A 22376-nucleotide genomic window follows, 5' to 3' on the forward strand; every position below is an offset into this window, starting at 1 on the left:
GGCAACGTGGAGCCGGGGCGGAAGCGGTGCGGGTCAGCGCCGTGCGTCGACGGCGGCGAAGACCACGCCGGCCCAGGCCGTCTCCCGCGACGAGAGGTGGACCGTCAGGTCGCCGCCCGGCCTGCCCCGGCGTCCGGGCAGCGCGAAGACGTCGGAGTCGTACCCCAGCGTGTCGGCGTACGCGGGCGTCCTGCGGATCGGCAGGCCGGGCCCGCTGATGGTCGAGTTGAGGACGTCGTCGGCCGGGTTGGCGCCGTCCCACAGCGGCACGCTCCGGCCGCGCCCGGCCGACACGCCCACCCGGTCGCCGCGCCGCCCGCGGTCGCCGTCGTAGGCCACCACGCCGACGGTGCCGCCGCCGGCCGCCGGGGCGGGCACCCCGCGCAGCCGTACCGCGTGCGGGCGTCCGCTCTTGCCGAGCGCGTCGAAGCCGTCCCAGACGGCCAGCGCGCGCAGCGGCTCCGCCGCGTTCTCGTAGGCCACCACCAGGCTCCAGCCGCCCCAGGCACCGGCCCGCGATCTCCCCTTGGCGACGTTGACCTGGGCCACCGTGTACGGGCCCGCCCCCGCCGAGCGCACCAGTCCGGTGACGTCGGCCGAGGCCTGGTAGGCGTCGGCGCCGGCGGCGACGCGGTGGCCCACCGGCGTGTCGGCGACGACCGGCTTGTAGCGGCCGCCCGGTTCGGCGATCAGCACCCGTCCGTTGTCACGGGGCGGCTTCTGCTCGCCGGCCCTGAGGTTGCCGCCCCAGTACAGGCGGGCGTAGGAGACGCGCGAGCCCGGTGGCAGACGGACCTCCGCCGTACTGGAGTTGTAGGTGTTCGGGTCGTCGTCGACGTCGGCGTAGAGCAAGGCGAAGTCCTGGTTGGCGGCTGCCCGGCCGCCCCGCCCGCCGTCGCAGGAGACCGTCGTACGGGGGCAGACGACCGCGGAGTTGGCGGCCCTGACGATCCCGCCGTGCTGCAGCGCTCTGTACCTCTGTGCGAAGTCCATCCGCGCCTTCTCGCCGGGCGGGGCGGCCGAGCCGGTCCCGTTCGCCGCGAGGCAGGCGGCGAGCGCGAGAGGGATGACGAACACGCGACGCAGGCCCGGGGAGTGACGCATGACGGCGTTGGCCTTCCGAAGTGTGGAGACGCTGACCACAGCGGAGATAGAGGATTCGCGGGATTTGAACGAATCTGAACGCGTATGAGTGGAATGCCCTGAACGGAAGGGCAACTGTAGCTCCTGAAACGGGTGGGGCCGTCAACCTCGGGGCGTGTGTCGGATTGGTGAAGGGCGTGGCAGACGGGCGACCACGCACACGTCCCACGGCGCGCCGGAGCGGACGGAGCACCCCACCAATACGGCGGAACGGGGCGCCGCCGCCGCAACGGTTCGCGCGCAGCATCACCCGTCTGGGCGCACAACTCGCCGAGCCGGTCAGCAGTTGATCCCTCCAGACGGGTATCCCTCCCGTCCCTGGCAACATCATCAAGGAGCAGCACTCCATGTCGCGTACCACCAAGGCTCTTGCCCTGTCCGCCGTCGCCGCCGCAGCCGTGGCCGGATCCGCGGGTGCCGCTGCCGCCGACAGCGGCGCGCAGGGTGCCGCCACCAACTCCCCCGGCGTCATCTCGGGCAACGCCGCGCAGGTGCCGGTCCACATCCCCGTCAACGTGTGCGGCAACAGCGTCAACGTCATCGGTCTGCTGAACCCGGCCTTCGGCAACCAGTGCGCCAACGACTGACGCACCGTCTGACCTGAACGGCCGCCCCCGTGATCGCGGGGGCGGCCGCTTCGCGTGGCGGCCCGGCCGTCACACCACGCGGGCCGTGCCCCGAATGGGGGCCGGTCCACCGACTGCCGACTGTCCGTCACCTTCGGTTCTCACCTGCGCGGATGCCCTCCCGGGGAAGGAACGGCCGGTACGTCGGGCGGGCGCTCGGTTGCGGCGGACCCGGCCCGATCCCACGGTGATCACAAGATCCGACGATCACCGAAAGGGAACCATCTATGCGCGCTCTGCCCGTACGGCGTCTCACCACCACCGCCCTGTGCGCGACGCTGCTTCTCGGCACCGCCGGTCCGGCCCTCGCCGCCCAGGACGACGCCTCCCGCGACGCGACCCGGACCGCCACCCGCGCGCCGGCCCCCGACGCGAACGCCCTGCTGGGCCAGGCCCAGCAGCTCAGCAGCCTCGGTGGGGTCCTGACGCCCGTCACGGGCCTGGTCACGGCGGTGCTCAAGGCGAAGGACAACAAGCTTTCCCCCGAAGACGTCAAGAAGCACACCGAAGAGGTGAAGAAGGCGCTGGAGGCCCTCGCCAAGCCCCCGGTCAAGGCCCCCGCCAACCCGGCCGCCGACCCCGCCGCGCCGCCGCAGCTGCCCGCCGTGCCGCAGCTGCCCGCGCCGGGCGCCCAGCGCGCCGCCGGAGCGCCGCTCGACCCCAAGGGGGACGCCGTGGCCGCGCTGCAGAAGGCGGTCGACGCCCTGCTCAAGGCCGCCACGGCCGGTGACCCCAAGGCCGTCCTCGCGGCGGTCCCGCCGGTCATCACCGGGCTGGTCAACACCGTCGTCGCCACCGTGCTGGGCGGCGGGCTGCCCGCGCCCAACCTCCCCGGCCTGCCCAAGCTGCCCGCTCCGAAGGCGCCGGACCTGCCGACCGGCTCCCTGCCCCAGGCGCCCGCGGCCTGAGCCCGCCGCGGACGACCGCAGCCATCCGCCCGCCCGGCCGGTTCGAACCGGTCCGGCGGGCTCTGTCGTCCCGACAAACTCCGCGGTGAACAGGCCAGTTGATATGAGAATGGGAATGCGCTCTTCATTCGAGTGGGGGCGGGGGAACTTTCCGGGCCAGGAGTTTCCGTACCGTCCCGCGCTCGTTGGTCCCGGAGAAGAGAGACGCCAGGCAATCGATGCCTGAACGGTGCTCCCGAAGGCGACACGCGTTGCCAAAGAAAGGAACATGATGAAGGCCCTGAAGGCTGCCGCTGTCCTTGCCGGTTCGATCGCCATCGCCGGTTCCGCCGCGCCCGCGTTCGCCGGCGACCTGACGCCCACCAGCCTGAACGGCGGTCTCGACAGCCTTGCCAGTGAGCCCCTGCTCGACACCAAGCCGGTCAGCACGAACATGCTCGACACCGAGAACCCCGACTCCGTCGTCAACACGGTCAAGCAGGCCGTCGACGGCCTGAACTCCGCGGGCGGCCCCACCGAGCTGCTCGGCGGCCTCCCGCTCGGCAAGTAGGCCCCCTCTCCCGCTCCGTCGACCGGGTGACCCCATCGTGTGATGACGGCCCGGGGTTGGGCCACATGGGTGACAACGGCGCGGGGCCGGGCCCCCGGCGTCTATACGGTTCCCCCATGACCTCAACTTCCAGCGAACAGCGCCCCTTCCAAGTAACTGATCTGGGAACCGTGGCTGTTCTCGCCTGGAGCGGTGAACACCCCGAGGACGAGAAGGACATGCCGTTCCTGCTCGCCTACTCCCTCGGTGACGTCGAAGGCGGCCCCGAGGCCACGGCCGAGGCGATGCACACCCTCCTCGGCAACGCGGGCCTGCCCGTCGGCGGCCCCCTCCTCGACGGGGCGCGCAACCCCTCCCTGCCGGTGAGCCTGCTCGTCGAGGGCGACCACGCCGTCGTCAACATGCCCCAGCTGAACGCGCAGTGCGAGGTGCCGCCGGAGTGGCTCGCCGCCGTCAAGCAGCGTGGCCACGCGTACTTCATGGCCACCACGCGCGCGTGGCCGGAGGCGAAGCCGGGCGAGCCCGTCGACGAGGAGCGCCTCAGCGGGTTCGCCGGTGACGAGGAGACCATGCTCAACGCCGCGCACTGCCTGCTGCCCGCCCGCAGCCTGCGCTGATGCGCCGCGCCACCGAACTGCCGCACCGGGTACCGCTCCAGGCCGTCGGCGGCCCCGGCGCGGGCCCGGCGGCGGTGCCCGCCGATGCCGCTCCCCGAGGGCAGCGGGCCGGCCGGTTCCTCGGCCCGCTCCTGGTGGTGACCGGCGCGGCGGGCCTGCCGGCCGCACTCCGCCCGCGCTGCACATGGGCGTCGTCGTCATGCTCGTTCTGACACGCTGGTGGGAGTTCTGGACCAGCTGAAGGGGGAGAACGATGGGTGAGTCGACCGGGGCGGGGGCCGGGGCGGTCGCGCGGGTGTCCGCCCGCGTGACGCGCCGCCACCTCATCGGTACGGCCGCCGCGGCCGTCCTCGCCTCCGCGGGCGTCGTCCGTGCCCTGCCCGGCCGCCCGGCGGAAGGCCTTCCCGTACCGGAGACACCCGTACCGGAGCCGCCCGTACCGGGACCGCTCGCCGGGCCGGACCAGCCGCCCTTCGACGAGATGTACCGGGGCCGGCACATCCGGGGCGAGCCGGTGGCCCACGGCGAGGGGTCCGCGCACGGCGGCTGGCGGGTCACGGTCGACGGGCGGGCGCTCGGCCTCATGCGCCGCGCGGACGGCGGCTACCTCAGCATGGTGGACCACTACCAGTCGTACGACACGCCGCTGGCCGCCGCCCGCGGAGCCGTCGACGAACTCGGTCCCCTCCAGGCCCTGAGCGGTCTCACCCACTGAGCAGGCCGGGCACCCCCGAGCGCGGAAAGGGACGGACATGGCCCACACCCGCAGGAACCAGCGGAGCCTCAGCCGCGCCGAGCGGCGGCGCTTCGTCGACGCGGTCCTGAAACTGAAGCGGCGCGGCGAGTACGACGAATTCGTCCGGACGCACATCGACTTCTACGTGTCGGACGGCGACCGCAGACTCCGGGTGGCGCACATGGCGCCCTCGTTCTTCCCCTGGCACCGCCGTTTCCTGCTCGACTTCGAGCGGGCCCTGCAGCGGATCGACTCCGGTGTCACCGTCCCCTACTGGGACTGGACGAAGGACCGCACCCCGGCCGCCTCCCTGTGGGGCGCGGACCTGATGGGCGGCAACGGACGGCGCTCCGACCACCAGGTCATGACGGGCCCCTTCGCCCACCGGAGCGGGCAGTGGCCCATCAAGGAGAGCGTCACCGACGGGGAGTTCCTCACCCGGGACCTCGGGCGTCCGCACGACCCCCTCGACCTGCCGACCGGCCGCGACGTGGAGTGGGCCCTGTCCGATCCGCTCTACGACGCCGCGCCCTGGGACTCCACGTCGTCCAGGGGGTTCCGCAACAAGCTGGAGGGCTGGACGTCGGCCCGGGGCAAGGAGCGGTGGCGCAACCACAACCGCGTCCACCGCTGGGTCGGCGGCCACATGCTGGGCGGGGCCTCGGTGAACGACCCCGTCTTCTGGCTCAACCACGCCTTCGTGGACCTGCTGTGGGACCGCTGGCAGCGCCGCCACCCCGACTCCGCCCGCTACCTGCCGGCCCGGCCGCCGGGACCGGGCTCGGACCAGTACCGGCGCGTCGTCGCCCGCCACGAGCCGATGCCGCCGTGGGACATCGCGCCGGACGAACTGCTCTCGCACAAGGGGACGTACACCTACGGCGGTTAGCGGGCACGGCGAAGCCCCTGGGGCACGACGAAGCCCCCGGCGGAACGCGCGCCGGGGGCTTCGTGGTGGTTCGGTCAGCCGCCGTAGCCGGGGGCGCCGTGGTGGCCCGGGTGGCCGTGGTGTCCGTGGTGGCCGTGGTGACCGGGGTGCCCGTGGTGGCCCTGGTCGCTGACGTTGCCGCACTTGTTGCCGAAGGTCGGGTTCAGCAGACCGATGACGTCGACGGTGTTGCCGCACAGGTTGATCGGGACGTTCACCGGGACCTGGAGGAGGTTGCCCGAGAGGACGCCGGGGGAGCCGGCGGCTCCGCCCTGCGCGCCGGCGTCCGCCGCGGCCATTCCGGCGCCACCGAGGATGACGACTCCGGTGCCGAGGGTTGCGACGGCTGCCTTCGCGATGCGAGACATCACGTTCTCCTTTGACTTGGATAGAGCGGCTGCCTACACGCAGTCGCGTATTTTCTAACGTCCGCCGTCAAGGCGAGGTCACGGCGTCCGTCGGTTCGAATGGCGCCGTCGACTTTCGATTTCGGGAGTCCGGTCGATTGCAGGAGTGCGGCGAGAACACGCTGCATCTCGATTCGGCGCCCATTGTGCGCGGACCGGGCCCGTGCACCGTCCCCGTGACACGCCGCTACGGGGACGCGTGGGCCGGACGAGTGGTGTTCGCCCGCCGTCCGGGCGTATCCCGCGGTCACGGCGGAACGAATGCGCTTCCCGAGTGAGGGCACGGCGGAACCCGTGTCCTTCGGGGGGTTCGGCCGGTTCTGAAAACATGACATCAGCACGACGACTCATCGCCGCCGTCTCGCTGGCCGCGGGAGCAGCGGCCCTCGCCACGCCGGCCGCCCAGGCATCCGCGCCCGCGCAGGACACGGGCCAGCTCTCGCCGCTCAGCGTCATCGACGACCTCGGCACGGCGAGCATGCCCGAAGAGACGCGCTCCCAGATGCCGACCATCGCAAGCCAGCTCCAGGGCATGAACCAGCTGAACCAGCTCAACCAGCTGCACCAGCTCACGGACCTGGTCGCGCCCGTCACGAACGCGCTGCCCGGCATCCAGTAAGCGGCCCGCGCGGCCCGGTCGGAGCGGTCCGGTCAGAGCAGCTCCACCCCGCGGCCGGCCAGATACTTCACCGGGTCGATGTCCGAGCCGTAGCCGCGGCGGGCCCGTATCTCCAGGTGGAGGTGCGGGCCCGTGGCACGTCCGGTCGCCCCGCTCCTGCCCAGCAGGGTGCCGGCCCGGACCTTCCCGCCCACGCGGACCGAGACCCGCGAGAGGTGGGCGACCAGCGCGTAGTGGCCGTCCGGCATCCGCACCGTCACGGCGTTGCCGTACGCGCCCGACCACCCCGCGACGAGGACGACCCCGCCGCCCACGGCGTAGACGGGCGTGCCGCGCGGCACCGCCAGGTCGATGCCCGTGTGGTGTCCGGCGAGCCAGTCGCCGCGCACTCCGTAGCGGGCGCTGACCCGGAAGGTGCGGCGCAGCGGCAGCGCGTACCGCCGTGGCGGCTCCTGCGGGAGCGCGCGGAGCTCCCGCGAGCCGAACCGGTCGTCAGCCTCGGCCAGCGCTTCTTCGAACCCGGCGTCATATCCGCCGGTGCAGACGTCGTCCGACCGGGCAGCGGCGGGCGGGCCGGCCAGCGACACCGCTCCGCCGGCCAGCAGCGCCGCCGCGGCACTCAGGGCGCGGCGCCGTGTGGGGGCCGCTTCTGCCGCGCTCGCTATGTGGTGGTCCATGTCCGACAGCACAATGGCGCCCGGCCCGGACCGCATCTCGGGTGACCCGCCCGGCGTATGCGGACCGCCCCCGCGGGCCCTAGGCGGGCGGCGACACGCCCTCGCCGGTGCTGCGTTCGGCGGGCGGCGGCGGCCAGTGCGGCCGGGCGGCCGCGGGCAGGGTGCGCAGGGCCTGGCCGACCGAGGTGTGCGCCGAGAACAGCGCCGTGCTCCCGCTGTGCTCCAGGAGAGTGGCCAGCCGGCGGCCGACCCCGGCCAGCATCAGGTCGCCCTCCCGCCGGCGCAGCAGCCAGTGCAGGGCGAGCAGGCAGTTCAGACCGCGCGAGTCGCAGAACGTCAGCGCGGTCACGTCGAGAATGATGTGGCGGTGGCCCGCGTCGACGACCCCGGCCACGGTGTCCATGAAGAACTTCTCCGAGGCCTGGTCGAGTTCACCGCTGACCCGCAGGACGGCGCAGACGTCGGAGTGCGCGAGGCCCGCCATGGACAGTCGGTGGGACGGCGTCCCCATCACACCTCCAGGCCGTCATCGGGAGCCGGCGTCGGGGCGGCCGGCTCGGTGATCCGCTCTCTGCGGGTATACAGGATCGGCAGGGAGACGTCAGCCACTACGAACAAGTCACAGCTGACACCCCCGGCGGCCCGGCCTTCGGCCGACACGCTCTCCCGGCGCTTACGTTGGTGCTCCGACCCGGCCCTCCGCCCGAAGAGAAGCAGGAGCGTGCGTGAAGATCGATTGCGTCGGCGGAGGCCCTGCCTCCCTGTACTTCGCCATCCTCGCCAAACTCCGGGAGCCCGCCCACGAGATCACGGTCCACGAGCGGCACGCGGCCGGTGCCAGTTACGGCTGGGGCGTGACCTACTGGCCCGATCTCCTGACGGAGCTGCACGCCCACGACCCCGTGTCCGCCCGGCTCGTCGAGGAGCAGTCGGTGTGCTGGCGGGGCGGGTTCGCGTACGTCGGGGACCGGACCACCGCGCACGAGGGCGACCCGGGGCATGCCATCGGCCGCCACCGGCTGCGCACGATCCTCGCCGACCGGGCCCGGGAGCTGGGCGTCCGGCTGGAGTTCGGCAGGGAGATCGGCGGCGTCGCGGAGCTGCCCGGCGCGGATCTCGTCGTCGCGGGCGACGGGGCGCACAGCAGGCTGCGCGGCGAGCACGCCACCGCGTTCGGCACCCGCGTGACCACGGGCGCCAACCGCTTCATCTGGCTCGGCACGACCCGGGTCTTCACCGCGTTCACCTTCGCCTTCGTCGAGACCGGCGAGGGCTGGATCTGGTGTTACGCGTACGGGTTCAGCGCCGGGCACAGCACCTGCGTCGTGGAGTGCTCCGAGACGACCTGGCGGGCGCTCGGCTTCGACCGGCTCGGTCATGACGAGGCCCTGCGGCTCCTGGAGAAGCTCTTCGCCGACCTGCTCGAAGGACACGCGCTGCTCGGCCGCAAGGACATCGAGAGCCACGCCCAGTGGCAGACCTTCCCCACGGTCACCAACGCGCGCTGGTCGTACGGCAACCTCACGCTGATCGGCGACGCGGCGCACACCACGCACTACTCCATCGGAGCCGGCACCGCCCTGGCGCTGCGCGACGCGATGGGCCTGGCCGGCGCGCTGGACTCCGTCACCGCGCCGGAGCGGCTCCCCGCCGCCCTGGCCGCGTACGAGAGGGAGCGCAAGCAGGCGCTGCTCTCCGTGCAGAGCGCCGCCCGGCACAGCGCGCAGTGGTACGAGAACCTGCCGCGCTACATGGGCCTGGAGCCGCACCAGATGTTCGCCCTGCTCGGCCAGCGACACTCGCCCCTGCTGCCGCACGTGCCGCCGCAGCTCTACTTCCACCTGGACCAGGCCGTCGGCCGCCTCCAGGCCCTGCGCTGGCTCAAGCAGCGCCTGGGGCCCAGGCTCGCCCGCACCCTGCAGAGCCGCCGGGCGGCGGAGCGGGAACACCAGCGGTCCTGACGGTTACGTCTGGTCGCGGGCCAGCCGGGTGAGCGTACGGATGAGGCCGCCCGGCTGGCTCTCCCGCGCCGGCGCCGGGCTGCCGTCCGGGGAGACGGATCCGATGACCGCGTCGCCCGCGTGCACGATCAGCTCGCTCGGCAGACCGAGCAGCCGCGCCCGGTGCACGACCGAGGCCGCGTCCCCGGAGAAGCAGGCGCTGAGGTCGAGGACGAGGACGTCCGGCAGCAGCACGCGGGCGCGGGCCAGGGCCAGGGCGCTGTCATGGGTGTGGGACAGGACGCAGACGTCGGGGACGCTCTCGATCCGGGCGATCAGGTCCTTCGCCTGTTCCCGGCCGACCAGCACCAGCACGGTAAGCACGTCCCCATCCTGCCCCGGCCCTTTCCCCGTGTCCCGCTAGCGGGCGCTGACCGCCTCCGTGCTGGTCTTCACGGACTGCAGGCCCATCTCGGCCACGGTCAGACCGGTCTTGCCGGCCTCCAGGATCTCCTTGCCCTTCCCGGTCGGGTCGACGAGGGTCTCGCCGACGACGCGGCCGATGTGGTGGGCGCCCCCGTCGGTGGCGGCGGCGTGGGCGGGGGCGGCCGCGGCGACGGCGGCAGCGGCGGCGGTGAGGGTCAGGGAGGCGAGCATGCGCCTGGACGTGTTCATGGTCTCTGAAACGGTTGAACGGGGCCGAAGGGTGCGCCGCCGCCGTGAGGAACCCGGGCAATTCCACCGTCCGAGCGATCTGTGCCTTTACCCGGTTCTTCGGTGCGGTCTGTGAGGGTGGGCACGAGCATGTCCGTTATGAGGTGAAAGGAACACCATCGTGGGGCTGCACAAGGTGTCCTCCGGGACCCGCCAGGCGTACGACGACGTCTACAGCACGCCGATCAGCACCCGGCGGCTGCCCGCGCACCGGATCCCGGAACACAGCTCAGACCCGCGCGCGGTCGCCGCGGTGATCGGCGACGAGCTGGCGCTCGACGGGAACTCCTCGCAGAACCTGGCCACGTTCTGCACGACCTGGGCGGAGCCCGAGGTGCACCACCTCATGGACGCCTGCATGGACAAGAACATGGTCGACAAGGACGAGTACCCGCAGACCGCGGAGATCGAGTCCCGCTGCGTGCACATGCTCGCCGACCTGTGGAACGCCCCGGCGGGCGCGACCACCATGGGGTGCTCCACCACCGGCTCCAGCGAGGCCGGCATGCTCGGCGGGCTCGCGCTCAAGTGGCGCTGGCGCGCGGCGCGCAGGGCGGCGGGCAAACCGGCCGACCGGCCCAACCTCGTCTGCGGCCCGGTCCAGGTGTGCTGGGAGAAGTTCGCCCGCTACTTCGACGTGGAGCTGCGCCAGGTCCCGCTGGAGCCGGGCGCCACGGGGCTGCGCCCGCACCAGCTGCGCGCGTACGTCGACGAGAACACCATCGGCGTCGTCGCCATCCTGGGTGTCACCTTCACCTGCGACTACGAGCCCGTGGCGGAGATCGCCGCCGAGCTCGACGCGATCCAGGAGGAGACCGGCCTTGACGTGCCGATCCATGTGGACGCGGCAAGCGGCGGCTTCGTCGCGCCCTTCCTCCGGCCGGAGCTGGTCTGGGACTTCCGCGTCGAGCGGGTCGTCTCCGTCAACTCCTCGGGCCACAAATACGGGATGGCGCCCCTCGGCGTCGGCTGGATCGTCTGGCGCACGGCCGACCACCTCCCCGAGGAGCTCGTCTTTCACGTCGACTACCTCGGCGGCGACATGCCCACGTTCGCCCTCAACTTCTCCCGCCCGGGCGGCGAGATCGTCGCGCAGTACTACACGCTGCTGCGCCTCGGCCGCGACGGCTACCGCAAGGTGTACGAGGCGTGCGCGGCAAGCGCGCGGGCGCTGGCCGACGAGATCGCGGCCATGGGGCCCTTCACGCTCCTCTACGACGGGCGGGGCGCGCTGCCCGCCGTCTGCTGGACCCTCACCGAGGGGGCATCGCCCTCCGGTTTCACGCTCTACGACCTGACCGAGCAGCTGCGCACCCGGGGCTGGCAGGTCCCGGCGTACCCGCTGCCGCCCGACCGGCAGGAGACCGTGGTCCAGCGGGTGCTCGTCCGGCACGGCATCGGACACGACAAGATCATGCTGCTCGCCCGGGATCTGCGGGCGGCCGTGGAGCGTCTGTCGGGCGGCTCGACGGGGGCTCCGAAGACGCCGGGCTTCCACCACTGAGGGCGGGCGGGCTTCCACCACTGAGGGCGGCGGCGGGGTCCCCGCGGCCGGTCAGAAGTGCATCATCGCCATCAGTTCGGGGCTGCGCAGGCCGGCCGGTATCTCCGGCAGGAGCTGGCCCGGCCGCATCCAGCCCGCCCGTTCGGCCGCGGCGACGGCCGCCGCCTCGGCCTCGTCGGCGGCGGCGTTGAGCGCCTCGTCGGCGCCGAGCGCGCCACGGCCCGCGGCGGCCGACGCCGCGAGCGAGGCCTCGACGGCGGCCCGGCAGGCGGCGGCGGCCGGTTCGCCGTCGCCGTCGTGCGCCCGGCCCATCTGGGCGGCCTGCGCGGCGGAGGCCGCGGCGTTGCGCGCGCAGCGTGCGTCCGCCGCGGGGTCGGGGGCGGACTCGGCGAGCACGGCGAGGGCCTGGACGCAGACGCGGGCGGCGTGTGCTGCTTTCCAGGCGGTGTTCTCGTCCGCCGCCCCGGCCCCGGGGTCGCTCCGTTCGATGTGGTGGGAGATCGCGGCGGCGCGGGACGCGGCGCTGCGGGCGCGTGCGGAGTGCCCCGCCCGCAGCGCCGCCTCGGCGGAGGGCTCCGCTCCGGTCTCGGCCGCCGCTTCGTGGGGGGTGCGCTCACTCATGGCCGTCTCCTCGTCTGCGGGGCGCCGGGGGCGCCGGGGCGTCGGGGTCTCGGACGTCGGGCAGGGTGACATGTCCGGCCGCAACAGGCCATACGCGGGAGGGGACTTCGGCATACGGCGGCGGGGGCCTTTTCAGGTCCGTGGGCTCACGCCTGCCGGTCCTCGGTGGCGGGGGTCTGTTCCCGGGGCGGGAGCAGCAGGTCCCTTGCGGGGTGCTTCTCGCCGGTGACGCTGCCCTGGATCCCGAGGTCCTGCCGGGCCGCCTCGTGGAAGTCGTTGATCGCCCGGAAGGCCGCGCGGTTGCGCTCCCGCCATTCGGCGAGGGTGCCGTCGATCCTGCCGGTGGCCTGCCAGTCGATCTCGGCGACCAGGGCGTTGAGGTCGTGTCCCGCCTCGATGGCGTCGTCGCCGCCGAGCAGCATCACCCGTTCGAAGGCGCTGCCCCAGATCCGCCCGGCCTCGGCGAGGTCCTCGCGGAGTTCCTGCTCGGTCCGTTCGCTCTCGCGCAGGCCCTCGCGGAACTCGTAGAGCCGTACGGACAGGGCGATGCGGGCCTTGGCCGCGTCGACGTAGTCGCCGTAGGCGTCGACCTTCTTGTCGTCCCAGCGGGTCAGCAGCTGGTGGCGGTTCCTGCTGCGCTCCATCAGGTGGTTGGTGACGTGCGTGCTGAGCGCGCCGAGCAACACCGCGCCGACGGTGACGAGTTGCTCTCCGGTGCTCAACTCGAACCGCCCCCAGTCCTGTCCCCACGCGATGACCGGATGATCTTACGGTCAGAGGAAGAGGCCGAGGGCCTCGTCGACCGACCACGTCTGCCAGCTCATGGCGAAGAGGCCGACGAAGGAGACCAGGGCCATGGTGAAGTTCTGGCCCTGCTCGGCCCAGTCGTGGATCATCAGGACGAGGTAGATCAGGTTGAGGACGAGGCCACCGACGAGGGCGACCGGGGTGAGGAAGCCCGCGATCAGGCCGAGGCCGAGGGCGAGTTCGGCGTAGGCGACGACGTACGCCATCAGGCGGGGCCGGGGCTTCACCACCGTGTCGAAGCCGGTGCGCACGACGGACCACCGGTGTTTCTCGGCGATGCCCGCCGCCCAGCCGATGCCGCCGCCCTTGAACCACTCCTTCTTGTCCTTGTGGCGCCAGCTCTCCAGCCACCACAGGCCGAGCCCGATGCGGAGCACGGCCAGCCACTCGGCTCCGCTGAGCCAGATCGTCTGCATCGAGCGCCCTCCCAAGCAATCTGACGGAGCGTCAGTTCAGCGGATACGGACGCGGTGCGCAAGGGGTCGAGAACCGTGGGGGCGCTTGCCGTCGCCCCGGGGAGGCCATAACCTCGATCTGATGGGTCGTCAGATTTAGCAAGGAAACCGTTCGGTCAGTCGTCCGGCAGTAGGGGGCACAGCAGTGGTCAGCAGCGAGGTCGGCACCAAGGAACTCCCCCGGGTCATCAGCGTGGACGACCACGTGATCGAGCCCGCGCACCTCTTCGAGACGTGGCTCCCCGCCAAGTACCGCGACCGGGGCCCGAAGCCCTTCACCGCGGGCATCGGCGAACTGGAGTACATCGGCGGCAAGTACAGGTTCACCACGGACCCGGCGGGACAGATCACCGACTGGTGGGAGTACGAGGGCAACATCTTCCCGTACAAGCGCATCATCGCCGCCGTCGGCTTCTCGCGCGACGAGATGACGCTGGACGGCATCACCCGCGAGCAGATGCGCCGGGGCTGCTGGGACCCCAAGGCCCGCCTCGCGGACATGGACGTCAACCACGTCGAGGCGTCCCTCTGCTTCCCCACCTTCCCCCGCTTCTGCGGCCAGACGTTCTCCGAGGCCAAGGACAAGGAGGTCGGCCTCGCCTGCGTCCGCGCGTACAACGACTGGATGGTCGAGGAGTGGTGCGGCGACAGCGGCGGCCGGCTGATCCCGCTCTGCCTGATCCCGCTCTGGGACGTCGGCCTCGCCGTCGCCGAGATCAAGCGGAACGCCGCCCGCGGGGTGCGGGCCGTCACCTTCAGCGAGATCCCCACCCATCTGGGCCTGCCGTCGATCCACTCCGGCTACTGGGACCCGTTCTTCGCGGCCTGCGAGGAGACCGGGACCGTGGTGAACATGCACATCGGCTCCTCGTCCCAGATGCCGGCCGCGTCCCCGGACGCGCCGCCCGCGGTCCAGGCCTCCCTCTCCTTCAACAACGCCATGGCCTCGATGATGGACTTCCTCTTCAGCGGGGTCCTGGTGAAATTCCCCCGGCTCAAACTCGCCTACAGCGAGGGTCAGATGGGCTGGATCCCGTACGCCCTGGAGCGCGCCGACGACGTGTGGGAGGAGCACCGGGCCTGGGGCGGCGTGAAGGATCTGATCCCCGAACCCCCGTCCACGTACTACTACCGGCAGATCTTCTGCTGCTTCTTCCGCGACAAGCACGGCATCGAGGCGATCGAGACCGTCGGCGTCGACAACGCCACCTTCGAGACCGACTATCCGCACGTCGACTCGACCTGGCCGCACACCAAGGAGGTCGCGGCCGAACACGTCGGCCACCTGCCGGCGGAGATCCAGTACAAGCTGCTGCGCGGGAACGCGATCCGCATGCTGGACCTGCCCTTCGACCGGACCGGCCGGTAGCCGGCCGACGGGAGGCCGATACGGTTTCATCCGATCCCCCGACGAAAGAGGCGACCGGATGAGCACCCCCCTTTCGGAGACCTTGGTGACGCTCGGCCGCCGGTACGTGCGCGACGCACCCGGCACCGCGGGCAAGGCGGCGCTGGCCCGCCTCCTCAACCCGCGCCTGCGCCACAGCCCGCGCCGCCGGGTCGTCGCCGACCGGCACGGCCTCCGGTTCGCCGTCGACACCCAGGACCTCATCCAGCGCTACGTCTACCTCTTCGGTGCCTGGGAGCCCCACATGACGCGGTGGCTGCGCGGGCGGCTCGGGGCCGGGGACGTCTTCGTCGACGTCGGCTCGAACGTCGGCTACTTCGCCGTCCTCGGCTCCCGGCTCGTCGGCCCCCGGGGGCGGGTCGTGGCGATCGAGGCCGCGCCCGCCTTCCACCGCCGGGTGCTCCTGCACGCCGAACTGAACGGATGCGCCAACATCCGCGCGGTCAACGCCGCGGTGTCGGACGAGCGCAGGACGCTCACGTTCATCCTCGCCAGCTCGGACAACATGGGCGCGAACAGCATCGTCCCCTACGACGGGCCCGCCGAGTCCACCTTCGACGCCGAGGCCCAGCCCCTGCCCGACCTGCTTGAGGCCGACGAGATCGCGCGGGCCCGGGTCATCAAGATCGATGTGGAGGGGGCCGAGGGCGGCGTCATCAGGGGCCTCGCCCCGGTCCTCGACCGGCTCAGGCCCGATGTGGAGATCGCCGTGGAGGTGACCCCCGACCGCATGGAGCAACTGGGCGACTCGGCCGACGAGTTGATGAAGACCATGCGGGAGGCCGGTTTCCACGCCTACCGGCTCGTCAACGAGTACGCCCCCGGAAGCTATCCGGGCGCGCTGCGGCACCCGGCGCCGCCGGTCCGGTGGCGTGAACCGCTCACCGGGGAGACCGAGTTGGTCTTCTCCCGGATCGACGCGGAGACGCTGGACTGACCGGCCGGCGCCGCCACCCGGTGACGTCCCACCGCCGCGGCTACCCCGCGTCGGCCTCCGGAGCGCGCCAGCCGAACGCCGCCAGCGCCCTGGCCCGCGCCTCCACCACGGCCATGCGCGCGTCACGTTCCCCCGCGTCGACGTGGGCGCTCTGGCCGGTCGCCTGCCCCTCCCACTTGCGGTAGAAGAGGCCCACCTCGGACGAGAACCAGCCGCGCGCCACGGAGTTGAGCGCGAGGAGCAGGCCCGTGTCCTCGGAGGCGGGCAGCGCCATCCAGCCGCCCAGGGCGACGAGCAGCTCACGGCGGACGAAGAGCGTCGCCGGGTGGACCGGCGCGCGGTAGTCGTGGGCCGCCCAGTAGTCGAGCACCGCCGCGCGCTCCACGGGCCCGTGCTCCGGGTCGCCGGGGAAGCCGGCCGTGGAGCCGTCGGGCAGCAGGTCGAGGACGCGGGACGTGGCCCAGCCGATGTCCGGGTTCTCCTGGAGCGCGGCGAGGTCGCGGGCGAGCGCACCGGGGGCGAGCCGGTCGTCGGCGTCCAGGACCTTCACGTACTCGCCGTCGGCGTGCGCGAGGGCCATGGTGCGGGCGACGCCGGGACCGCCTGGCCGGCCCTGGCGGAACGAGACCCGCGGGTCGTCCGGGACGTGGGGCGCGACCTGGTCGGTCCTGCCGTCCTCCTGGATCAGCCAGTGCCACTCCCAGCCGTCGGGGAGCTCCTGCTCGCACAGGGAGGTGTACGCGTCCGCCAGGAACGGGGCCGAGGGCGCATGGACGGCAGTGACGATGATGATGCGCCGGCGCACGGCACTCACCACCTTTCCAGATGAGTGGTGAAGACGGCTTCCGTGCGGTCGCCGGGCAAGGTGACGTCGGAGACCTCGACGACGCGGTTCCGGGTGTCGTACGAGATCTTGCGGAGCAGGAGGACGGAGGTGCCCGGCGGGACGTCGAGCTCCGCGGCCTCCTCCGGGGTCGGCGGGCGGGCGGTGAGGCGTTCCTCGATGCGCGCCAGCTCGATGCCGACGGTGCCGAGCTGGCTCTGCGTGCCGCCCGGCCAGGGCTCCTTGGTCTCGTCCAGGAGGTCGGGGTTGGCCGCCACCACGGCGCGGACCAGGTAGGAGGTGGCCAGGTTGAAGGGGGCGCTCTCGGCCGCGTACCGCGTGCGGTAGGAGCGCGCGGTCAGCGGTGTGCCCGGCGGGACCCCGAAGGTGCGGGCGAGGTCCTCGTCGGCGGGGACCTCGCGGTACGACGCGTGGAAGACGAGGTCGCGCATCTCGAGCCCGGTGTCGCGCTCCGTGGCCCCGGTGCGGGCCCGGTGGCTCTCCGGCCGGCGCACGCGGTCCTTCTCCCACTGGTGGCGGGAGTTGTCGCGGATCACCTTCGCCCTGGTCCTGCGGACGAAGTTGCCGCGGCCGTGCTCCTTCTCGATCAGCCCTTCCTCGCGCAGCAGGCGGAGTGCGTCGCGCAGGGTCGGCACGCTGCGCCCGTACCGCTCGGCGAGCTTCGTCTCGGCGGGCAGCCGTTCGCCGGGCCGGAGCCGGCCGGCGCGGATGGAGCGCCGGATGTCGTCCGCGATCTGCTCGTAGGCCTTCGGTATCGCGCTCACCATCCGTCGTCGGTCCGGGCCCCCACCCTATGACTCCTCAAGAGGAGTTGACGAGGGTGGGGTGCGGGCACAGAGCGCACCCAAGGGGCCCAAGGGATCCGGAAGGTGTTCCGCGATGTTCTTGGCGCATATCCCATGGCCGAAAGTTTCCGTACGCATCCATCTCGCGTCCAAAACCGGTTGATGAACCGGTTGCCGAAAAGCGCCGCGCGCACATGAAAGGGCCCGATCGCTGGCGACGGGGGATGCACCAGCGATCGGGCTCTGTATCCAGACTAACAAGGCTCATTGAAGTGCGGGAGTCAACTCCGCCAGTTATCTACGAAGTTGTGATGCGGATCACGCGGAAAGAGGGGCCCGTTACTCGTCGCACGGGGGTTCGTAGGAGAGACGCGACAGATACTCCTGCCATTTCTCCCGGGTCAGCACACCGCGCGTGGTCGAACAAATACGGTTAACCGCTTCGCGGGTGTCCAAGTCCCACAGCCGGACGGTATCCGTGCCGCTCGACACCCCGAGCATGTTGCTCTGCGGGCTGAACGACAGGAAGCTGCCCGTCTTGGCGTTGGGGCTCATCGACTGGCCGATGGCGGAGGCGTCCAGGGGGTCGGCGACATCCCAGAGCCGGACGGTGTTGTCGTTGCCGCCCGTGGCGAGCGTCTGCCCGTCCGCGCTGAACGTCAGCGACACGACCGCGTCGGTGTGACCCGTCAGGGACGTGCCCCGCCGCGGCGCCCCGTGGGGGTCGGAGACGTCCCAGAGGCGGACCGTGCCGTCGTCGCTCGCGCTGGCCAGGGCCCGGCCGTTGGGGCTGTAGGCGACCCGGTTGACCGCCCCCAGATGGCCGTTGAGGGGGGCGCCGCGCCGGGTGACGTGCTTCGGGTCGCGCACGTTCCACAGCCGTACGGTGCCGTCCGCGCTGCCGCTCGCCAGCGTCCGCCCGTCGATGCTGAAGGCCAGGGAGTTGACGTAACCCTGATGGCCGGTGAGCGGGCGGCCCAGCCTGCGCGGGTGCGCAGGCGACCGCACGTCCCACAGCTGGATCGTGCGGTCGGTGTCGGCGGACGCGAGGACGCGCCCGTCCGGACTGAACGCCAGCGCGGCCGCGAACCGCGTCCGCAGCGCGACGGGCGGCCCGTACGCGACGGGATGTCTCGGGTCGGAGACGTTCCACAGCTGCACCGCGCGGTTCCCGGTGAGTACGGCGAGGGTGCGGCCGTCGGGCGAGAACACCGGCGAACGCAGGTTCCCCTTGCCGGGCTCGAACGGCTTGCCCAGCGCCTCGGGCCGGTCGGGCCGCGCCACGTCCCACAGCCGGATCCGCTCGTCGCCCGCGGCCGTCGCAAGCACCTTGCCGTCCGGGCGGAACGCGCCGACGCGGCCCAGCATGTCCGACGGCGGAATCGCCCACAGGCGGACCTTGTTGTCCCCGGTCCCGGTGGCCAGGGTCCGGCCGTCGGGGCTGAAACCCAGGGCGTACATCTCCCCGCTGCTGCCCGCGAGCGGCTCGCCGACCTGGGACGGGCGCGCCGGATCACGGACGTTCCACAGGCTCGCCGTGCTGTCCGCGCTGGCCGCCGCGAGCATGCTGCCCGCCGGGTTGAAGGCGACGGACCACAGGGGGCCGGTGTGCCCGGTCAGCGGGGTGCCGAGCGCCTTGGCCCGGCGCGGGTCGGCGATGCTCCACAGCCGGATCGTGTTGTCCGCGCTGCCGCTCGCGAGCGTGCTGCCGTCGGGGCTGAACGCCACGGAGTGCACCGTGCTCTTGTGGCCGCGCAGCACGTTGTCGACCGGCTTCGGCCGGTGCGGGTCGGCCGTGTTCCACAGCCTGATCGTGCCGTCGTCGCCGCCCGCCGCCAGCGTCCGGCCGTCGGGGGCGAACGCCACGGAGCGCACGGCGGCCGTGTGCCCGGTCAGCCTGTCGATCAGCTTCGGCCGGGAGAGGTCCCGCACGTCCCAGAGGCGGACGGCGTGATCCTCGTTGGCGGAGGCCAGGGTGCGCCCGTCCGGACTGAAGGCGAGCAGATAGATCGTGCCGCCGTGCCCGGCGAGGGGCGACCCGAGCAGCTTCGGATGCCGGGGGTCCCGCACGTCGTACAGCCGTACCGTGCCGTCGTCGGCGGCGCTGGCGAGCGTCTTGCCGTCCGGGCTGAAGATCGCCGTGCTGACCCAGCTCTTGTGCCCGGTCAGGGGTTTGCCGAGCGGCTTGGGGTGCGTACGGTCCGACACGTCCCACAGCCGGACCGTACGGTCGTAGCTGGCGGTGGCGAGGACCCGCCCGTTCCTGCTGAACGACGTGAGGTACACCGCGCCCCGGTGGCCGAGGAGCGGCGTGGCGAGCGGCGCGTTGACGATCGAGATCAGCCGGTTCTGCGTCGCCTCGTCGTCGGGCCGCAACCGGTGCGCCACCAGGTCGAGCTGGGCGGAGAGCGAGGGATCGGTGTGCTGGGCCCGGTCGGCCTCCGCGACCACCTGCTGGAACACCGCGTCGTCCCGCTGCTGCCGGGCGACCACCGCCGAGACGACGGCCACCATCGCCAGCACGACGAGCACCGCCACCGCGCCGCGGCGCAGCCAGACCGTGCGCCTGCGCAGCCTGGCCGAGGCGGCGAGGAACTCCACCGCGCCCCGGGTCAGGAAGGTGTCCCCGGCCGACTTGGCCCAGGCGAGGGCCTGTTCCAGACGGGAGCCCCTATAGAGGAGCGACGTGTCCCGCTCGGAGTCCTCCCAGGCCTTGCCGTCCTCCTCCAGGCGCTGGCGCAGCAGATGGTCGTTGCGGTCCTCGTCGATCCAGTCGCGCAGCCGCGGCCAGGCGTGCAGCAGCGCCTCGTGCGTGATCTCCACGGTCTCCGCGTCGAGCGTCACGAGCCGGGCGCGGACCAGCGCCTCCAGCGACTCCTCCGTCTTGTGCGGATCCGTCGACTCCTCCGCGAGCTGGCGGCGCGTGCCGCGCCTGCGGGTGGCCTGGGTGTCCTCGCCGAGCCGGACCAGCCGCAGCAGGAGCAGCCGCGCGGCCGTGCGGGCCGCCGGGTCGAGCCCGGACCAGGCGCGCTCGGCGGTCGCCGCCACCGCGCCCTGGATGCCGCCCGCCGCGCGGTAGCCGGCCAGGGTCAGCCGTCCCGTCTTCCGCCGCTGCCAGGTGGCGAGCAGGGCGTGCGAGAGGAGCGGCAGCACACCCGCGTCGTGCGCCCCGCGGGGCCCGTCCGTACTGACTTCCCTGACGATCAGCTCGGCGAGACCCGGTTCGAGCTCCAGCCCCACCGCCTTCGCGGGCCCGGCCACCGCCTTGCGCAACTCGCTGCTGGTGAGCGGTCCGAGCACCATGTGCCGGTGCTGGAGCGCGTCGGCGAGTTCGGGATAGCCGAGGCACTCCTCGTAGAAGTCGGCGCGTATGCCGAGGACGACGAGGGCGGGGGAGGGGAGGTGCGCATGCTGTGGGGCCTGCTCACCGGCGTCGGCGTCCGGGGCCGGCGAGCAGGCGGCGTGGAGCAGCCGGATGAAGGCGCGCCTGTCCGACTCGTCCGCGCAGAGGGTGAAGGTCTCCTCGAACTGATCGACGATGAGGACGGGACGGCTGCCGCCGCTCCCCGCACGCTCCGCCCAGGCGGCGACGCCCTCCCGGACGGCCCGGTCGAGCTCCGCGGAACCGGAGCCGGAGCTGGAACCGGAGCCGGGATCGGAACCGGAGCCGGGATCGGAACCGGGCCCGCCCCCGGCCGGGCCCTCCGCCGCCGCCGCGGCGGTGACGGCGGGCGCGAGCTCGGGGACCTGGCGGCTCAGCTCCGCGAGCGGGTCGCTCCCCGGCACGAGCTGCAGCACCGGGCCGGTGGCCCGGCCGTCCTCGGTGTCGTCGAGGGCGCCGTTCTGGAGGGTGGGTACGAGACCGGCGTTGAGGAGCGAGGACTTCCCCGCGCCCGAGGCGCCCACGAGCATGACCAGACCGCCCGTGTCCTCCGCCGCGCGGAGCTGCCCCACGAGGGCCTCGGTGCTCCGCTCCCGGCCGAAGAACCACTGGGCGTCCTGCTGACGGTACGAGGCGAGCCCGCGGTACGGGCAGACGCCGGGCACGGGCGCCGCCTCGGCCGCCGGATTGCTCTCGTCCTCGTCGCCGCCCGCGCCACGCTCACCGGCCGGGTCGGCGACCGCGCGCTCCCACAGGCGGTGCCACTGCCCCATGTCGTACAGACCCGTGGAGACCGGAGCCGGCCGCTTCCGCCGCGCGTCGGGGATCAGGACATGCAGGACCGCGGCGAGTGCGGCGAACTGGGCCGGCACGTTCTTGGCCCGCCGCCAGTCGCTGATCCGCTGCGCGGAGACCCGTACGGGCCGCCCCCGCTCATCGACCCGCTGGAGCCGGACGACGGCTTCGGCCACGCGTTTGAGGGGCGGATTGCCGGCCTCCTTGTACAGCAGCGCGAGACGTTCTGCGAAGCTCGTGCGTGCCCCTGAGTCGGAACTCAAGGCCTCCACCCCTTACTTCCGCCGCACCTGGACATCCGGACCGGAAAACTCACTTTATACGGCTGACCTGCGCAGAAGTCGTCCGGATGAGGCCGGAACCTCCACTCGGAGACCCGTAACTGGCAGGATCTCGTCGCAGTAGCGAACCAACCACGCAGCGTCCGGGCAGGTCATCGGCCCGGGGGCTCTCGGAGCCGGCGCACAACACCGATCGTTCTGAGCCTGGCTTGCGTCGGCGTCCCGCCGGACCTGTCGCGAGGCTCGAAAGATCCGTGCGGTCGGCCATACCGGGACCGCGTTCACATCAGACACGGATCCCGACTTTCCCTGATCCGCGCCGATACGCAGTTGAACGGCGGGTCGGCGCTGTACGCGTCGATCGGTGCCGGTCCCCACGAGGGGAGGGACCGGCACCGATACGACGCACCCCACACGCCGAGCGGTGAGGGCGACGACACCTCATGACGACCGCGACGAGCCGAGCATGACGTACGCGATGACGACCACGGCGGACCCGACAACCACGAGGGACACGACAAACGGGTCAGGCCCGGTACTGATTTCTCAGTACCGGGCCTGACCCGTTGTTCCAGCTGTCGGGGTGGCGGGATTTGAACCCACGACCTCTTCGTCCCGAACGAAGCGCGCTGCCAAGCTGCGCTACACCCCGATGTCGTTGACCCAGCGGCTTGCGGTGCAGGCCGTGGCGA

General features: G+C 72.4%; 24 protein-coding genes and 1 tRNA gene. 12 read left to right on the forward strand and 13 right to left on the reverse strand.

The window, feature by feature from the left end; all coding sequences use genetic code 11:
* Positions 1-33 precede the first annotated feature (33 nt).
* Entirely contained in the window at positions 34-1104 is a 1071-nt protein-coding gene (locus tag ACZ7DY_RS24560) for a DUF3344 domain-containing protein (protein WP_471138414.1), read from the reverse strand.
* Positions 1105-1490: 386 nt separating this feature from the next.
* Here ACZ7DY_RS24560 and ACZ7DY_RS24565 point away from each other — a divergent pair, with 386 nt between their 5' ends.
* The 7 genes from ACZ7DY_RS24565 to ACZ7DY_RS24595 all read left to right on the forward strand — a co-directional run bounded on the left by ACZ7DY_RS24565 (position 1491) and on the right by ACZ7DY_RS24595 (position 5469).
* Entirely contained in the window at positions 1491-1730 is a 240-nt protein-coding gene (locus tag ACZ7DY_RS24565; protein WP_471138416.1) for a chaplin, read from the forward strand.
* 266 nt (positions 1731-1996) lie between these two features.
* Entirely contained in the window at positions 1997-2677 is a 681-nt protein-coding gene (locus tag ACZ7DY_RS24570) for a hypothetical protein (RefSeq protein ID WP_471138418.1), read from the forward strand.
* A gap of 271 nt (positions 2678-2948) precedes the next feature.
* Entirely contained in the window at positions 2949-3227 is a 279-nt protein-coding gene (locus tag ACZ7DY_RS24575) for a hypothetical protein (protein WP_471138702.1), read from the forward strand.
* Positions 3228-3343: 116 nt separating this feature from the next.
* Positions 3344-3844: a DUF5949 family protein gene (locus tag ACZ7DY_RS24580; protein ID WP_471138420.1), complete on the forward strand. Its 501-nt coding sequence runs from the start codon at positions 3344-3346 to the stop codon at positions 3842-3844.
* The gene (locus ACZ7DY_RS24585) at positions 3844-4056 is read left to right on the forward strand and encodes a hypothetical protein (protein ID WP_471138421.1); all 213 of its coding nucleotides are present in this window, start codon (positions 3844-3846) and stop codon (positions 4054-4056) included. The genes ACZ7DY_RS24580 and ACZ7DY_RS24585 overlap by 1 nt, the downstream gene beginning before the upstream one ends.
* Positions 4057-4097: 41 nt before the next feature.
* A complete protein-coding gene (locus ACZ7DY_RS24590; RefSeq protein WP_471138422.1) occupies positions 4098-4559 on the forward strand; it encodes a tyrosinase family oxidase copper chaperone in 462 nt (153 codons plus the stop codon).
* 37 nt (positions 4560-4596) lie between these two features.
* Positions 4597-5469, forward strand: coding sequence for a tyrosinase family protein (locus ACZ7DY_RS24595; protein ID WP_471138424.1), 873 nt, complete (start codon positions 4597-4599; stop codon positions 5467-5469).
* 74 nt (positions 5470-5543) lie between these two features.
* Here the strand turns inward: ACZ7DY_RS24595 and ACZ7DY_RS24600 are convergent, their stop codons facing one another.
* Complete coding sequence (locus ACZ7DY_RS24600; RefSeq protein ID WP_471138426.1) at positions 5544-5876, reverse strand: chaplin; 333 nt, start codon at positions 5874-5876, stop codon at positions 5544-5546.
* A 367-nt stretch (positions 5877-6243) separates the two neighbouring features.
* Between ACZ7DY_RS24600 and ACZ7DY_RS24605 the strand changes: the two genes are divergently transcribed.
* Positions 6244-6534 (forward strand): hypothetical protein, encoded by a 291-nt coding sequence (locus ACZ7DY_RS24605; protein WP_471138428.1) that lies wholly within the window; start codon positions 6244-6246, stop codon positions 6532-6534.
* Between the two features lie 32 nt (positions 6535-6566).
* On the opposite strand, the gene ACZ7DY_RS24610 is transcribed toward ACZ7DY_RS24605, so the two are convergent.
* Both ACZ7DY_RS24610 and ACZ7DY_RS24615 read right to left on the reverse strand, forming a co-directional pair.
* On the reverse strand, positions 6567-7211 hold the full coding sequence (locus ACZ7DY_RS24610; RefSeq protein ID WP_471138429.1) for a M23 family metallopeptidase: 645 nt from the start codon (positions 7209-7211) through the stop codon (positions 6567-6569).
* Between the two features lie 79 nt (positions 7212-7290).
* Positions 7291-7722: an STAS domain-containing protein gene (locus ACZ7DY_RS24615; protein WP_471138431.1), complete on the reverse strand. Its 432-nt coding sequence runs from the start codon at positions 7720-7722 to the stop codon at positions 7291-7293.
* Between the two features lie 214 nt (positions 7723-7936).
* Here ACZ7DY_RS24615 and ACZ7DY_RS24620 point away from each other — a divergent pair, with 214 nt between their 5' ends.
* Positions 7937-9172 (forward strand): FAD-dependent monooxygenase, encoded by a 1236-nt coding sequence (locus tag ACZ7DY_RS24620; protein ID WP_471138434.1) that lies wholly within the window; start codon positions 7937-7939, stop codon positions 9170-9172.
* Positions 9173-9175: 3 nt separating this feature from the next.
* Here the strand turns inward: ACZ7DY_RS24620 and ACZ7DY_RS24625 are convergent, their stop codons facing one another.
* Positions 9176-9535 (reverse strand): hypothetical protein, encoded by a 360-nt coding sequence (locus ACZ7DY_RS24625; RefSeq protein ID WP_471138436.1) that lies wholly within the window; start codon positions 9533-9535, stop codon positions 9176-9178.
* 36 nt (positions 9536-9571) lie between these two features.
* The gene (locus ACZ7DY_RS24630) at positions 9572-9826 is read right to left on the reverse strand and encodes a hypothetical protein (protein WP_471138438.1); all 255 of its coding nucleotides are present in this window, start codon (positions 9824-9826) and stop codon (positions 9572-9574) included.
* A 160-nt stretch (positions 9827-9986) separates the two neighbouring features.
* Here ACZ7DY_RS24630 and ACZ7DY_RS24635 point away from each other — a divergent pair, with 160 nt between their 5' ends.
* The gene (locus ACZ7DY_RS24635; RefSeq protein ID WP_471138440.1) at positions 9987-11369 is read left to right on the forward strand and encodes a glutamate decarboxylase; all 1383 of its coding nucleotides are present in this window, start codon (positions 9987-9989) and stop codon (positions 11367-11369) included.
* Positions 11370-11420: 51 nt separating this feature from the next.
* Here ACZ7DY_RS24635 and ACZ7DY_RS24640 read toward each other — a convergent pair whose 3' ends face one another.
* The 3 genes from ACZ7DY_RS24640 to ACZ7DY_RS24650 form a co-directional block, all read right to left on the reverse strand.
* Positions 11421-11990 (reverse strand): hypothetical protein, encoded by a 570-nt coding sequence (locus ACZ7DY_RS24640; RefSeq protein WP_471138442.1) that lies wholly within the window; start codon positions 11988-11990, stop codon positions 11421-11423.
* A gap of 146 nt (positions 11991-12136) precedes the next feature.
* Complete coding sequence (locus ACZ7DY_RS24645) at positions 12137-12712, reverse strand: hypothetical protein (RefSeq protein ID WP_471138444.1); 576 nt, start codon at positions 12710-12712, stop codon at positions 12137-12139.
* A gap of 51 nt (positions 12713-12763) precedes the next feature.
* Entirely contained in the window at positions 12764-13213 is a 450-nt protein-coding gene (locus tag ACZ7DY_RS24650) for a DoxX family protein (RefSeq protein ID WP_471138446.1), read from the reverse strand.
* 184 nt (positions 13214-13397) lie between these two features.
* On the opposite strand from ACZ7DY_RS24650, the gene ACZ7DY_RS24655 reads away from it, so the two are divergent.
* Both ACZ7DY_RS24655 and ACZ7DY_RS24660 read left to right on the forward strand, forming a co-directional pair.
* A complete protein-coding gene (locus ACZ7DY_RS24655) occupies positions 13398-14621 on the forward strand; it encodes an amidohydrolase family protein (protein WP_471138448.1) in 1224 nt (407 codons plus the stop codon).
* Between the two features lie 58 nt (positions 14622-14679).
* Complete coding sequence (locus ACZ7DY_RS24660) at positions 14680-15597, forward strand: FkbM family methyltransferase (RefSeq protein WP_471138450.1); 918 nt, start codon at positions 14680-14682, stop codon at positions 15595-15597.
* Positions 15598-15637: 40 nt separating this feature from the next.
* Here the strand turns inward: ACZ7DY_RS24660 and ACZ7DY_RS24665 are convergent, their stop codons facing one another.
* From ACZ7DY_RS24665 to ACZ7DY_RS24680, 4 genes are all read right to left on the reverse strand, one after another.
* Positions 15638-16402, reverse strand: a complete 765-nt coding sequence (locus tag ACZ7DY_RS24665; RefSeq protein WP_471138452.1) for a glycosyltransferase family 2 protein — start codon at positions 16400-16402, stop codon at positions 15638-15640.
* 5 nt (positions 16403-16407) lie between these two features.
* On the reverse strand, positions 16408-17196 hold the full coding sequence (locus ACZ7DY_RS24670) for a GntR family transcriptional regulator (RefSeq protein ID WP_471138703.1): 789 nt from the start codon (positions 17194-17196) through the stop codon (positions 16408-16410).
* A 369-nt stretch (positions 17197-17565) separates the two neighbouring features.
* Positions 17566-21675 (reverse strand): NACHT and WD repeat domain-containing protein, encoded by a 4110-nt coding sequence (locus ACZ7DY_RS24675; RefSeq protein ID WP_471138454.1) that lies wholly within the window; start codon positions 21673-21675, stop codon positions 17566-17568.
* A gap of 587 nt (positions 21676-22262) precedes the next feature.
* Positions 22263-22336 (reverse strand) — tRNA-Pro (locus ACZ7DY_RS24680).
* Between the last annotated feature and the right edge of the window lie 40 nt (positions 22337-22376).

The sequence above is a fragment of the Streptomyces sp. NPDC037013 genome (genome assembly GCF_055607265.1).

What these genes read in the sequence shown, in the direction of transcription:
- ACZ7DY_RS24605 (WP_471138428.1), top strand. Translation starts at nt 6,244, where the DNA reads ATGACATCAGCACGACGACTCATCGCCGCCGTCTCGCTGGCCGCGGGA.
- ACZ7DY_RS24595 (WP_471138424.1), top strand. Translation starts at nt 4,597, where the DNA reads ATGGCCCACACCCGCAGGAACCAGCGGAGCCTCAGCCGCGCCGAGCGG.
- ACZ7DY_RS24615 (WP_471138431.1), bottom strand. Translation starts at nt 7,722, where the DNA reads ATGGGGACGCCGTCCCACCGACTGTCCATGGCGGGCCTCGCGCACTCC.
- ACZ7DY_RS24650 (WP_471138446.1), bottom strand. Translation starts at nt 13,213, where the DNA reads ATGCAGACGATCTGGCTCAGCGGAGCCGAGTGGCTGGCCGTGCTCCGC.
- ACZ7DY_RS24660 (WP_471138450.1), top strand. Translation starts at nt 14,680, where the DNA reads ATGAGCACCCCCCTTTCGGAGACCTTGGTGACGCTCGGCCGCCGGTAC.
- ACZ7DY_RS24590 (WP_471138422.1), top strand. Translation starts at nt 4,098, where the DNA reads ATGGGTGAGTCGACCGGGGCGGGGGCCGGGGCGGTCGCGCGGGTGTCC.
- ACZ7DY_RS24630 (WP_471138438.1), bottom strand. Translation starts at nt 9,826, where the DNA reads ATGAACACGTCCAGGCGCATGCTCGCCTCCCTGACCCTCACCGCCGCC.
- ACZ7DY_RS24580 (WP_471138420.1), top strand. Translation starts at nt 3,344, where the DNA reads ATGACCTCAACTTCCAGCGAACAGCGCCCCTTCCAAGTAACTGATCTG.
- ACZ7DY_RS24560 (WP_471138414.1), bottom strand. Translation starts at nt 1,104, where the DNA reads ATGCGTCACTCCCCGGGCCTGCGTCGCGTGTTCGTCATCCCTCTCGCG.
- ACZ7DY_RS24565 (WP_471138416.1), top strand. Translation starts at nt 1,491, where the DNA reads ATGTCGCGTACCACCAAGGCTCTTGCCCTGTCCGCCGTCGCCGCCGCA.
- ACZ7DY_RS24570 (WP_471138418.1), top strand. Translation starts at nt 1,997, where the DNA reads ATGCGCGCTCTGCCCGTACGGCGTCTCACCACCACCGCCCTGTGCGCG.
- ACZ7DY_RS24600 (WP_471138426.1), bottom strand. Translation starts at nt 5,876, where the DNA reads ATGTCTCGCATCGCGAAGGCAGCCGTCGCAACCCTCGGCACCGGAGTC.
- ACZ7DY_RS24575 (WP_471138702.1), top strand. Translation starts at nt 2,949, where the DNA reads ATGAAGGCCCTGAAGGCTGCCGCTGTCCTTGCCGGTTCGATCGCCATC.
- ACZ7DY_RS24610 (WP_471138429.1), bottom strand. Translation starts at nt 7,211, where the DNA reads ATGGACCACCACATAGCGAGCGCGGCAGAAGCGGCCCCCACACGGCGC.
- ACZ7DY_RS24640 (WP_471138442.1), bottom strand. Translation starts at nt 11,990, where the DNA reads ATGAGTGAGCGCACCCCCCACGAAGCGGCGGCCGAGACCGGAGCGGAG.
- ACZ7DY_RS24585 (WP_471138421.1), top strand. Translation starts at nt 3,844, where the DNA reads ATGCGCCGCGCCACCGAACTGCCGCACCGGGTACCGCTCCAGGCCGTC.